This window comes from Neolewinella sp. (genome assembly GCF_965214665.1).
Taxonomy (GTDB): domain Bacteria; phylum Bacteroidota; class Bacteroidia; order Chitinophagales; family Saprospiraceae; genus Neolewinella.
In genome coordinates this window covers 3,613,540-3,626,113 of record NZ_OZ243970.1, presented here as the reverse complement: position 1 = coordinate 3,626,113, position 12,574 = coordinate 3,613,540, and the positions used below count along the sequence as shown (strand labels likewise).

Here is a 12,574-nt window from a genome sequence, read left to right as displayed (position 1 = left end):
GGCGTTGGGGGGTGTGGTAGGTACTACTTGGGGCGGGGCCGCAGGTGCAATATCTACAGAGAAAGGCGAAGCAAGCAACACTAAGACGAGCGAAGCGAGCTTCCCCATAACGCAACAACTCAACAACCCAACAACCCAACAACCCAACAACCCAACAACAACCCCTACCTTGGCTTATACCGAGCTCCCCGCAAGATCTCCTGCCCATCCCCCATCCCCATCAGCTCCGCCAACGTCACCTCCGGGTGCTGCACCATATACGAGGCCACGATCTGCCGCCCCAAAAAATTCACCGCGCCCCCCGGCGACTCCTGCGGCATACCCACGGAGTAGGGGGCCGGACCGGTATACTTGCGGATCTTGTTGACGTCGGTGCTGTAGAGCTCGTCCTCCCGCTGCAGGTAGGCGTAGATGGGCGTCTCGTTGTCTTCGAGCCAGGCCATCTCGGCTTCGGTGACCTCGTAGACCACGTGGCGGGGCACCTTGGGCAGCAGCCGTTCCAGCACGTACAACTTCTTACCCTCGTACACGAGGTAGTCGATCAGGCGGCCGGAGCGGGGCGGGGGGAAGCGGTCTTCGAGCAGGACGCGGAGCAGCTTACCGGCGAAGTTGTCGGGGGTGTAGCTCTGCGCCAGGTAGTCGCTGAAGATGGGCTCGTTGGGGTCCACCTGACTGTAGTCGAAGGCGGGGCCGAGGAAGAAGTCGAGCCCGGCGGCCAGCTGCCCGTCGCCGTAGAGGAAGGCGGCCAGCTCGAAGTGGGTGGCGTAGGTGACCAGGGTATCGGGTAGGGGCGCGGCCGGGAAGTAGTGGCGGTAGTATTTGAGTGATGTGGTGAGCTGTTCCACCAGATCTTGCACCTGGCTTACAACGGGCCCCCCTCCCCCCATTGACGCAGCCCCCCCTGTTGCATCTCCGTAGTTTTCCGTTACCAGAGAGTCGACGAAGTGGGTGAGGGGATAGTCCAGGTAGGCCCGCAGCACCCGCTGGCCCTCTGCCGGACTGAAATCGCCCCGCCGCACCGGCACCAGGTGGGTGAAGAAAACGTCGGTGAAGCTGCCGTACTGCCGGTTTAGCTCGGCCAGGGAGGCGGTGAGGTCCGTGGTGTCGAGCTTGGCCAGGGCACGATCGAAGCGCAGTACCGTGAGATTTACCGTGATGTCACTGACGTCGGGCGGGGGGGGGCCGTCGTCGTCGGTGCAGCTACTCCAACCCAGTAGGCAGAGCAGCAGAACGGTAAACAAAGGGCTATCTTTCGTCATGGGCTAAACACCGGCCGGAACGGCTCGTTTGGTAACGACTGACGAACCTAAAAAGTACCCTATGAAACCCTATCTACTCCTTCCCCTGGCCTTCGTGTTCTCCCTCACGGCCGCGGCGCAGATCAACCCCATCCAGCTCGGCATCCAGCTCAGCCCTACCTTCAACTACCTGACGACCGATAACAACCTCATCGAGTCGGACGGCACCAAGCTGGGCCTCAAGCTGGGACTGATCGCCGAGTACTACTTTCAGGACAACTACAGCATCCACACCGGCATCAACTTCCACTTCGGGGCCGGCGGGGCGCTGCGGTACGACGACCAGTTCACGCAGGTGAACATCTGGAGCGAGCCGCTCAACGAGGTGCTCACCACCCAGCCCACTCCGGGCCAGCTTACCGGCGGCAGCACCTACGACTACAACCTACAGTTCGTGGAAATTCCCCTGGGCCTGACCCTGCGCACCCGCGAGTTCGGTTACCTACGCTACTTCGTGCAGCCGGCCTTCACGCTGGGCATCGTGGCTAGCTCCAAGGGCAGCATCGAGCGGGCCAGCTACATCGACGACAACGAGAGCTTCAAGATCGGCAGCGAGGTCAACGCCCTCAACCTCAGCTGGGGCATTGGCGGCGGCGTGGAGTACAGTATCAGTACACAAACTAGCCTAATCGGGGGACTAGGCTTCCAGTCCGGCTTCCTGGACCTCACCACCGACAACGATACCCAGGTGACCCGCCCGGGCCGCGACCCCGCCGAGGACGACAGCAAGGGCCGCCAGCAGAGCATCATCATCATGCTCGGCGTGCTCTTTTAGGTAGTAGCTGACAAAACAGTTTGGGCGCGTGCGTCCCGATAGCTATCGGGACAATGAAATAAGTGTACCTAGCGTTCGTTTTCCGTGACCCGGGGGCCCGTCCGCCGGGCTACCGCTTTCTGCTATCGAATGACACATCTATGCACGCTTACACTACCTTGATTCGGGGACTGGTACTGGTTTTGTTGGGGGTTTTGGGCTTTGGGGGGTTGGGGGCTCAGGGGCTTTTCAAATCCACAGAGATAGTGAAACCATCTAAAACAGGCTTTGATAAAGCTGCCTTAGTATGTGATGATGACGCTGGTGAGATTTCTCAGTTCACCAACGTCAAAATGAACAGCACAAGTCTAAATCCTCCTACACGGGGAGGTTCTTTGCCCTACATTCCGTATAGTGCAAGTAACCGGGATACCATCTTTCTGTGCCGGGGCGATCAGTTCACGCTGAATCTGGATGAGAACTCAGTCAGACTTCCTGAAAGCAGCGATCCTGATCCCAATACCCCTCCCGGTATTGCCTACACGATCTATGACTGTCCTCCCTCCCAAACCGGTGAGACGCGCGAAGCTTTCTTAAGTGATAACTGCTTAGTCCCAACTGGTCGTAGCCCCTTTGGTCAAGACAGTTTAGTTTTGTTCAGTCCAGTCGACTATGGGGAAAAAGATTACGACTTGCTAGTCGAGAATTACTCGGAGGAAACATTAATGGAATTTTTCCCCGGTCCTGATGGTCGACCTGGGCCTAAAGTACTCTTTGTTACCCCTATTACTGTTGATGCAATAAACATTCGAGATGACGGCTTTGGGGGTCTTGACAGCGTCTTTGTCTTTGAGGCAGACAGTACCTTTCAGTGCAACAACCAGCGTACAGATCAAGTCACAGCTATTGGATGGCTCAACGAGATCAGTATCGAGAATGAGGTGGTAGGTTCATCAGACTGCTCGGGAAGCTTCAATATCCGAGGAGGTATAAGCGAATTCCGTGGCACCGATGAATTGACGGTTTCTATCATCCCCATGGGCGGGAGCGGTGGAATTGCTACCCTAGACCGGCAAAGTCGCAAGTACGGTCATAACGATGTGGTGAACTACGACGTCACCCAACCGGGCACCTACCGAATCGAAGTTACTGATGGAATTGGGTGTGGATTCAGTGGTGAGGTCACGCATACTGAGGCTGCATGCCAGGCCGTAGCGCAACCAGAAGATTGTGGGGCTGACGCCGGCACCATCGGTCGACTCACCAATGTAAATATTCAGAGCTCTAGTTTAGGAAATGTACCAGCAGGGGGAACGGTGGACTTTAGCTCCTTCGATAACCTAAACGACACTGTTTTCCTGTGTTTAGGAGATGAGTTTACTATCGATTTTAGTGAGGGAAGCGAAATTCTTCCTAGCAGCCTGGAATCTGCGGGGATAGCCTATCATGTGTTTGGCTGTAGGCCTACCGTAGCGGGTGAAACTAGGGATGACTTGTTAGCCGACACATGCAACTTTACCGTACCATTCCCATTTCAGGAAGGACTAGATGTCTTGTTCCCAGCTGGCTACTTTGCTGGTAATTACGACTACCGTATAGAGCACGTCGAAGCTCCCTACGCTACCCAAACGTTCAACGGAACTCCCGATAACCCGCAGCCAGTCTTTCTCACATTTGTTCCCATTACAATTGATTCAGCTGTTAGAAATGCTGTTGGGGTCATCGAGTACGAACATGGCAACTGCATAGACGTCGCTATCGAGTCCCAAATCACCATTGGGTACCTCAATCCAATCGACGCTGACCTTTCATCGGGTAGCTGCTCCGATAGTTTCACCGTCACCGGAGGAAAAAGTGAGCTTCAGCGCGGAGGTAGCTACACCATCACGGTTACCGACGCGACTGGTGCACAAGTAGATGCTTTAGCACCTAGCGCAAACGGCTATCGTCACGGAGATGTGGTTAACTATTCGTTTGCTGAAGAGGGCACGTATACGGTGTCGGTAAGCGATGAAGTTAGTTGTAGTTTCACGGGTGAGATAAACGTCACTGATGTTTGCACTGTCCAGCAGCAACCTAGTGCAGAGATCGATTTCACTGTAAGTGCTACGGACGTTATCTGTAGTGGTGATTCGGATGGAAGTTTAACAATCACCCCAAGAGGGGGGTCTGCACCTTATGAAATTGACTACTTGCGTACTAGTCCAGCAACCCCCCCTGTTACTGGCTCTGAAACCGGCGCAACTGATGGCGAAGCGGTCCTTTTAGGAAACCTTCCAGGGGGCGAGTACCAAATCACTGTGACCGACAATACTGGTGCTAAAAAAGAACGTAGCGCAGAAATAATTCAGCCAAATATATCAGTCCGGATTGAGGTGGTGCAACCCATTCAGTGTTTCGATGACACAAATGGATCATTACGTGCAGTTATACTGGATGGCAGTAATCCTGTTAGTAGTGAAGGGTACACTTTTGCCTGGAGCAATGGCAGTACTACAGGTACTGTCGCAAATTTGGGACCCGACAGCTACTCGGTGATCGCCACAAATACCGCAACTGGTTGTTCCACTGAAGATTCTGAACCTCTCACCGCCCCTAACCGCCTTATAATTAGTAATAGTTCAAGGACTATTGATAACGCGACTTGTAGTGGAGTTGACGACGGCTCTGTCACTATCACAGTCAGTGGTGGAACAGTAGATGAAAACGGAGAATATACTATAGCATGGTCTGACGGGGAGGTTACTAGCAGCAGCCAAATCACAAGAACCGATTTGCTGCCCGGTGCATACACTGCTACAGTAACTGATGCTAATGGTTGTACAGCAAACACTGAGTTCTCGGTCAGTGCGGATAAAATCCTGATACCAGATGCAGTTCCAACTCGAGTAAGTTGTTTTGGTAATGTTGACGGCAGCATTTCTGTGACCGCGACATCTGAAGGCACCGCACAGCCTGTTCTTCCTTATGAAACTAGCTTGCTAAGTGTAGATAATATGATTCTAGAAGATTTTGCTGTTATCGAATCAGGAGGATCAGAGCCATACGTATTTGGAGACCTTGCACCTGCCACCTATATCGTTCTATTACGCGACCAGGATTTGTGCGAAAGTCGCGACACCATCGAGGTGATTGAGCCAGCTGAACTGGTGCTGGAAAAGGTAGCGACTACTCAACAAATATGCCCGGAAGACTCGCTGGGTACAGCGACCCTCATCGTCTCCGGAGGAACGGGACCATACACCTACCAAATCTACAATGATAGCCTGCCAGATCCGGTCGATAGCCTAGAGACTTTCGACAGTCTGCTGGTAGACACGAACTTCTTAGATAATCTACAACCCAGCCCCTTCTACTTTGCCGTGATCAACGATGCCAATGATTGCGGGCCGGACACGCTGGCCTTCGAGATCCTACCGCCGCCGCAGCCCCAGGTGGTTAACGCTCTGATTGACCAGATTTCCTGTCCGGGTAATACGGACGGACAATTAAGTGCCATCGTAAGCCCGCCACCCGGCGACTCCATCACGATCACCGATTACGCCTGGTTCCGCCTGAATGAGGATAATTCAAAGGGAGAGCAGGTAGCGGTGGGACGTACTACTGAGCCTAATCTTACCGTAGGGGCTTATCTACTCGAGGTCACGCTTTCCAATGACTGCGTGTGGCCCTTCCCCGGTTTTGTAGATAGTCCCGGCCTGGTGTCGCTCGACTCCGTAGCGATTGATGATCCTACCTGTTTGGGTGATACGGATGGCAGCATCGAGCTCTTTGCCGTCGGAGGCACCCCTAATCCCGACGGCAGTTACAACTACAGCTGGTCGGACCTTGACAGCCCCATCACCGTAGCTACCCGTACGGGACTCAGCGCCGGCACCTACAGCGTTACCATCAGCGACGCCAACAACTGCCAGCCGGCCTTCGAGACCTCCTTCGAGGTTGAGGACCCCGATGGTATCGTCGGTGAGTTTACCGTCGTGGAGAATGTCAGCTGCCCCAGCGATACTACGGCAGATGGCCGTATCACCTTCGCGCCCCGCTTCACGAACGACAGCATCGGTACCTTCGACTTTTTCTGGTCTACGGGTGATACTATCCGGGGCGAAACTAGTAGCAGTTTGAGTGGCCTGGCCCGTGGCCCCATCTCGGTCACCGTCACCGACGGCGTATGCCCGCAGGTATTCGATACCATCATCGGTAGTCCAGACGAATTCGCTTTTGAGCCCATCATCACCGATGCCACCTGTAACGGTGACACGACCGGCGCAGCCGAGATCACAGTCACCGGCGGCACCCCCGGCTACACCTTCAGCTACGTCGACCGCCCGGAAACGACCAATCGCCTGGAGGACGTCGGGGCCGGCCTGTACCAGCTACTCGTAACCGACGCCAACGGCTGCCAGGCCGATACCTTTTCCTTCGTCATCAATCAGCCAGACTCCCTGATCCTAGCCATCGATCCCTTCGTGACCACGCCCCGCGTGACCTGCTTCGGCGATGAGGACGGGGTACTGGCCGTACAGGTTGTCAGCACCAACAACAACCCGCTTGGGGATAGTCCCTACAACTGGTCACCGGCCGTAGCGAGCAGTAATGAACAGACCGCCACAGACCTCGCTCCCGGCACCTACGGCGTCACCGTGACTGATGAGGTAGGCTGTCAAGATAGCCTCAGTTACACCATCTTCGAGCCGGACCCGATCACCTTTACGGTCGATACGATCGCCGACCCACTTTGCTTCAACGACCCGGCCGAGATCACCCTCGATACCGCCTTCGGGGGGCAGGGCACTGACCTACTGGACTATAGTTTCACCATCAACAACGACGGCTTCCTGACGCCCTTCGATCAGGTGGGGCTGGGCTTCGGCGATAGCGTGGTGATCGCGGTGTTCGACTCGGTGGGTTGCTCCAGCGAGCAGACTTTCCAGATTCAGCAGCCGGACGAGATTGTGATCGACCTACCGAACCGGCTCCTCGTCGAGCTTGGTGATAGCTCGACCCAGCTCAATCCGCTTATCAGTCCCGGCGGCCGTGACTACCGCTACCGCTGGACGGCTCCGCGCTTCGAACCCCCCGCGCCCTTCCTCTCCAACGATAGCATTCGCGATCCCTTCCTGGTCGTCCCCACGCAGAGTGTCGAATACACCCTGACGGTGACCGACGAGAACGGCTGCCAGGCCATCGACGACATCTTCGTGGAAATCGATGCTAACCGCAACATCTTCATCCCTAATGTTTTCAGTCCGAATATGGACGGCCGTAACGACGACTTCCGCATCTACGCTTGTACCGGCGTAGTCGGCATCACCAAGGTGAACATCTTCAATCGTTGGGGGGGGCTGCTCTTTGAGCGGGAGAACATCCCATCCAGCTGTCTAGATGGTACCCTCCTGTGGGACGGCCGGACACCAGAGGGGCGGGAAGTGGACCCTGGGGTCTATGTCTACACCGTAGAGGTACTGTTCATCGATGGAGTGACGCTCCTGTACCGGGGCGATATTGCGGTGGTACGGTAAGGTAGACCGGCGCTTAGGTGCTGATCAGCGCGTCCAACTTCCGTTCGAGGCGGGCGACGCGCTCGGCTAGTTCGAGTGAGGTTGGACCGGCGGCCCCGCCCCCCGTATCGCCCTGGTGGAGGAACTGCTCATTGCGGGTCTTGAGGCCGATGACCTGGTTGTTGAGGTCCTCGATGGTGGTGGCGTAGCTCTGGTTGGTGGCCTGTAGTTGCTCGTTGGTGGTGCGGGCCTCGGTGAGCCGGTGGTTGAGCTCGCTGTTGCGGGACTGGGTGGTTTGTAGGCGTATGAGGAGGTCGTCCTTCTCGGTGGTGAGGTCGACGAGCTCGTGGGCTAGTTTTTTCTGTTCTTCCTCGTTGGTTTGGAGGCGCTTCTGTAAGTTTTCCTTCTCCAGTCGTAGGCCCTCGATCTGCTTGCGTATCCGCACCACCCTTCGCCGACCGATCAACCAGCCGATGCACAGGGCCAGGGTGAAAACCACCAGGCCAAGGATGCCAAGCCACAGGGCGATCTCCTCGGGCAGTTGGGCGAGGTAGTTGGTGAACTCGGTGAAGTAGGTTTCCATAGTGGGGAAGATACGGCGGCGGTAGCAGCCAGGGGCTAGTACCCCTTGCTGCGGTAGGGTGCCCCTTCCAGGGACACGGATTACGGTCTAGGCCTTCCCTGGAAGGGGAGCCCTTCGCAGCGGGGTCTGTAGCACGCCGCAGGCGGGCCAGGGCCCCGCTGCCGTCAAGCGGAATGGGGTTACCTAGAACGGAATATCATCATCCGTATTCATCTTACTCGGCAGGGTACCGCCGCCGTAGGGCTGCTGCGGCTGCCCACCGGTGATGGCCCCGGAGGGCAGCAGGTCGAAGTCGAGGTCTTCCAAATCACTGAAGCGGGCGAAGTCGCTATCGAAGCGCAGGCGGATGTCGCGGGCCTCGCCGTGGCGGTTCTTTCCAACGATCACCTCGGCAACGCCGGCCAGGCTATTGCCCTGCTCATCTTCGGTGATTTTGTAGTACTCGGGGCGGTAGAGGAACATGACCATGTCGGCGTCCTGCTCGATGGAACCCGACTCCCGCAAGTCACTCAACTGCGGCCGCTTATCCCCCCCCCGCGTCTCCACCGCCCGCGAAAGCTGCGAAAGCGCAATCACCGGCACCTCCAATTCCTTCGCCAGCCCCTTCAGCGAGCGACTGATCGCCGATACCTCCTGCTCCCGGTTGCCCCCCTTGGTGCCCTCGCCGGCGCCGGACATGAGCTGTAGGTAATCGATGATGACCATGCCAATTTTCTTTTCGAGCTTCAGGCGGCGGCACTTGGCGCGCAGCTCGAAGACGTTGATGCCCGGCGTATCGTCGATGTAGATGGGGGCCTCGCCCACGTGGTTCATGGCGTTGACCAGGCGCACCCACTCCTCCTCGGTGAACTTGCCGTTGCGCATCTTCTGTCCGTTGACCTCGGCGTCCTGACTGAAAATGCGGCCGGCCAGCTGGGCGGCACTCATCTCCAGACTGAAGATGGCCACCGGCGTAGGCTTATCGGCCTTAGCTCCGAGCGCCGCGTTGCGGGCCATCGAAAGCACGAAACTAGTCTTACCCATGGCCGGGCGGGCGGCCACGATGATGAGGTCCGATTTTTGCAACCCGGAGGTCAGCCGGTCGAGGTCGGTGAAGCCGGTGGCTACGCCGGTCAGACCGCCCTCGCGGGAGCGCAACTGCTCCAGCTGTTCCATGAGCTGATTGGCCAGGCTGCCCATGTCGGCCACCTGCTTGCCCATATTGTCTTCCGTGATCTTGAAGAGGTGGCTGCCGGCCTTGTCCAGCAGGTCGAGCACGTCGGTGGAGTCCTCGTAGGCCTCCTTGATCACCTCCGAGCTGGTACGGATAAGCTCGCGCTGGATGAACTTCTCCGTCACGATCCGCGCGTGATACTCGATGTTGGCCGAGCTCGTCACCCGGCTGGTGAGCTGCGCCAGGTAGCCGGCTCCGCCTACCATCTCCAGCATCTCGTTCTTGCGTAGGTCCTCCACCACCAGCAGCAAGTCAATGGGCTGCGAGCGCTCGAACAGCCGCCGCATACTGCGGTAGATCTCCTGGTGGGCGGGCTTATAGAAGGACTCCGGCCGGATGATGTCCAGCACCTTCGTCATCGCCTCCCGCTCGATGAGGATGGCCGACAGGATGGCCTCCTCCAGGTCCGGCGCCTGGGGCGGTAGCTTACTGTAGGAGGGCAGGTTCGCCTCCTCCAGGCGGCTGCGGTTGGTGTACGCCGCTACGGTGCTGTTCGAGCCGCTGCCGTTGTAGGCACGGCGGTCTTGTTTGTCCTTTGCCATCAGGTGCCAAAGATAGGGGTTTTTGAAACAAATTGTTGTGGAAAATGATGTGGAGAAGGGGTTTGTTTTGTGGAAAACTTTGTGCGGGAGGCGCCTGGCGGCGTAAGTATTTAACCACAGAGTATCACAAAGGGAGGCACAGATTTTCACGGAGTTATGCAGGAAAACTTTGTGAAACTCTGTGCCCTACTTTGTGTGACGCTGTGGTTCCCCCATCCCCACCCCACTAACATCCAGCATAGCAAAAGGCTCCCACTCTACCCCCGTCACCAGCGCCTTACGGTAGGCCAGGTGCACCCGGTGGATCTCCGTATTCATCTGCCGGCAGGTATCGACCATGAGTTTGTTGTGGCCGCGGATGGTGGCCATGTCCACATAGCGGTAGGTGCGGCTCGTATGGCGATTGCCACTCTGAAACATCGCATCGACCATGAGGGGGTATACGCCCTGCCGCTGGTAATCCTGCGCGATGCCAAAGGCGATGCCCTTGCAGTTACGTGGCCGGCGCTGAAACTTGAGGCGGTAGAGAAATTTCGGTAGGCCCAGCCAGTTCAGCTTGCCGTTCGTGCCGCCGAGGAAGCAGTTGATGTCCGGGATCAGGCCCGCCAGTCCGATCGGCCGGCCCTCCCGGTTGTAGGCCAGGCAGGTGAGGTGGGGGTCCATGATGGGCTTCATCTGCTGAAAGGTGGGGTAGATGTCGGCCCCGGTCAGCGGACGGAAGTACGGCCAGTGACTGAAGGCCGCATTGTAGGCCTCGGCAAAGTCATCGGCTCCCTGTTGCAGGTTGCCGGCGTCGATCTGCCGCGTGTAGAGCCCGTAGCGTTCCCGCACCCGTGCGGCCAGCTTGCCGAGTCGCTCACCGGGGAATTCGGCCACCACGCCCCGCATCGTCAGGCACTGCTCGTGCGGCCGGTAGCCCCGGCGTTCTAGCATTTCCTGGTAGTACGGCGGGTTATACGTTTCCTGATAAATAGGCCTATACCAGCCTCGCACCAGCAGGCCCCAGAACTTGTCACGTTCGCCGAAGTTGATCGGCCCGTCCACACACTGCATCCCGCGGCCCCGCAACCATGCCTCCGCCGTTTCCAACAGGAGATCGGCTACCCCCTCATTCGCGATGGTCTCGAAGAAGCCCATGCCCCCCGCCGGTAGGGTGAGCTCCTTATTGCGCTCCACGTCTACGAAGGCGGCGATCCTACCCACGGCCCGCTGCCCGGCGATCACCACCCAGCGCTTCAGGTTATCGCCGGTGTAGGCCGCGTTTTTCTCACTCAGGATACCTTCGATGTCGCTACGCAGGGGGTAGACATACTGTGGGTTGCCGGCATACACCACGTCGAGCACGCTATGCCATTCCTCCCAGTCGGTATTTTCCCTAATGTAGTACGCAGCCATGGCGGCGAAGGTAGCGTCCTAGCGTACGACGCCCTCCATGATGATGCCGTCCAATACCTTGTCGGAGGTACCGTGCAGCACCGAGATGTCGCCGGTCGTCTCCAGCACCACAGCCTTCACCTCACTGAGCTCGATGACGTTGGCCTCCCGCAGTTTGGCGACGATATCGGAGCGGTTTACCCCGGTACGGCGCATGTTGTCGTGCAGGAACTCGGTGCCGTCCATAAGCAGGGTGGGGCTATTCTGCGTCAGGTCCTCAATGGCCGGTACGCGCAGCTTCAGCCCCGCAAAGATCTGCTGGAACAACATAATGGCCGCCAGGGCCACCGCCCCCTTCAGAATGGAGGTATCGCTGTTCATCACCACGGTGGCCAGGATCGAGCCCATGGCCACCGTAGAGGCGAAGTCGAAGCTCGACATCTTGGCAAAGGTGCGCAGCCCCGCCAGGCGCACGAAGAGCACGATGATGGAGTAGATGATAAATACGGTAGCGGCCGTCTCCAGCACCGTCCCCCAGGGGGCCGTCAGCCAGTCTTCCATAATGCAGTGTACTTAGCGTTCCTCCGTCCAACCCATATAACCCCCCTCCAGGTTGTGTACCTCGCGAAAGCCCAGCTCATCCATCAGTGCGCAGGCCTTTCCGCTCCGGTTGCCACTGCGGCAGTACACGAGGTAGGTCTTGTCGCGGTCCAGGGAGTCTACTCGGTCGGCAAAATCTCCGGCCTTGAAGTCAATCTCCTCGGCCCCCTCGATCATGCCCAGGCTGGTTTCGGCAGGGGTGCGTACGTCCAGGATCACCACGTCGGGCTCGTCCATCCGCTGTTTGAACTCTTCCTGTGTGAGGTCGTAGGGGGTAGGGGGCGCGCTCGCAGGTGCAGAGTCGTCGGCGCAGGCCAAGCACACTCCTAGCAGTAAGCTTATCAATAGCATCTTCATTGTCCGTAGGCATTGATGCCGCCATCCAGGTGGACCAGGCGCGTGATGCCGGCGTTTTTCATCAGGGTACAGGCCCGCACGCTGCGGCGGCCGCTACGGCAGTACACGAGGTAGGTCTGGGCGGGGTCCAGGGCGTCGAGCTGTTCCAGGAAGTCCGGTCCTAGGTAGTTGAGGTTACGCGCGCCCTCCAGGTGGTAGCCGGCGTATTCCGCGGCGCTGCGCACGTCGAGCAGGGTGCCGGGGGCAGCGGTGGCGCGGAGCCGGTCGAACTCCGCGGGGCCCACGTTGATCAGCTCCTGCTTCAGCAGTTGCCAGCGGGGGATAGGGCAGGTGGGGGCAGTATCTTGCATTGGGT

The 12,574-nt window shown here is 57.9% G+C and carries 9 protein-coding genes and 1 pseudogene; 3 read left to right on the top strand and 7 right to left on the bottom strand.

Annotated elements, in window-relative coordinates; genetic code table 11:
- Positions 1-164: 164 nt before the first annotated feature.
- On the bottom strand, positions 165-1,241 hold the full coding sequence (locus ACOOHD_RS15540) for a hypothetical protein (protein WP_420458795.1): 1,077 nt from the start codon (positions 1,239-1,241) through the stop codon (positions 165-167).
- Positions 1,242-1,320: 79 nt separating this feature from the next.
- Here ACOOHD_RS15540 and ACOOHD_RS15535 point away from each other — a divergent pair, with 79 nt between their 5' ends.
- The 3 genes and pseudogenes from ACOOHD_RS15535 (at position 1,321) to ACOOHD_RS15525 (ending at position 7,571) form a co-directional block, all read left to right on the top strand.
- The gene (locus tag ACOOHD_RS15535; RefSeq protein ID WP_420458794.1) at positions 1,321-2,073 is read left to right on the top strand and encodes a porin family protein; all 753 of its coding nucleotides are present in this window, start codon (positions 1,321-1,323) and stop codon (positions 2,071-2,073) included.
- Between the two features lie 140 nt (positions 2,074-2,213).
- A pseudogene (locus tag ACOOHD_RS15530) lies at positions 2,214-4,781 on the top strand (SprB repeat-containing protein); the annotation flags it as partial.
- Between the two features lie 267 nt (positions 4,782-5,048).
- Positions 5,049-7,571, top strand: coding sequence for a gliding motility-associated C-terminal domain-containing protein (locus ACOOHD_RS15525; RefSeq protein WP_420461441.1), 2,523 nt, complete (start codon positions 5,049-5,051; stop codon positions 7,569-7,571).
- A gap of 13 nt (positions 7,572-7,584) precedes the next feature.
- Here the strand turns inward: ACOOHD_RS15525 and ACOOHD_RS15520 are convergent, their stop codons facing one another.
- The 6 genes from ACOOHD_RS15520 to ACOOHD_RS15495 form a co-directional block, all read right to left on the bottom strand.
- On the bottom strand, positions 7,585-8,133 hold the full coding sequence (locus ACOOHD_RS15520) for a hypothetical protein (protein ID WP_420458793.1): 549 nt from the start codon (positions 8,131-8,133) through the stop codon (positions 7,585-7,587).
- A gap of 183 nt (positions 8,134-8,316) precedes the next feature.
- The gene (gene dnaB, locus ACOOHD_RS15515) at positions 8,317-9,888 is read right to left on the bottom strand and encodes a replicative DNA helicase (protein ID WP_420458792.1); all 1,572 of its coding nucleotides are present in this window, start codon (positions 9,886-9,888) and stop codon (positions 8,317-8,319) included.
- Positions 9,889-10,074: 186 nt separating this feature from the next.
- On the bottom strand, positions 10,075-11,283 hold the full coding sequence (locus ACOOHD_RS15510; protein WP_420458791.1) for a hypothetical protein: 1,209 nt from the start codon (positions 11,281-11,283) through the stop codon (positions 10,075-10,077).
- A gap of 18 nt (positions 11,284-11,301) precedes the next feature.
- Positions 11,302-11,823: a DUF421 domain-containing protein gene (locus ACOOHD_RS15505; RefSeq protein WP_420458790.1), complete on the bottom strand. Its 522-nt coding sequence runs from the start codon at positions 11,821-11,823 to the stop codon at positions 11,302-11,304.
- Positions 11,824-11,835: 12 nt separating this feature from the next.
- A complete protein-coding gene (locus ACOOHD_RS15500) occupies positions 11,836-12,186 on the bottom strand; it encodes a rhodanese-like domain-containing protein (RefSeq protein ID WP_420458789.1) in 351 nt (116 codons plus the stop codon).
- Positions 12,187-12,215: 29 nt separating this feature from the next.
- Complete coding sequence (locus tag ACOOHD_RS15495; protein ID WP_420458788.1) at positions 12,216-12,569, bottom strand: rhodanese-like domain-containing protein; 354 nt, start codon at positions 12,567-12,569, stop codon at positions 12,216-12,218.
- Between the last annotated feature and the right edge of the window lie 5 nt (positions 12,570-12,574).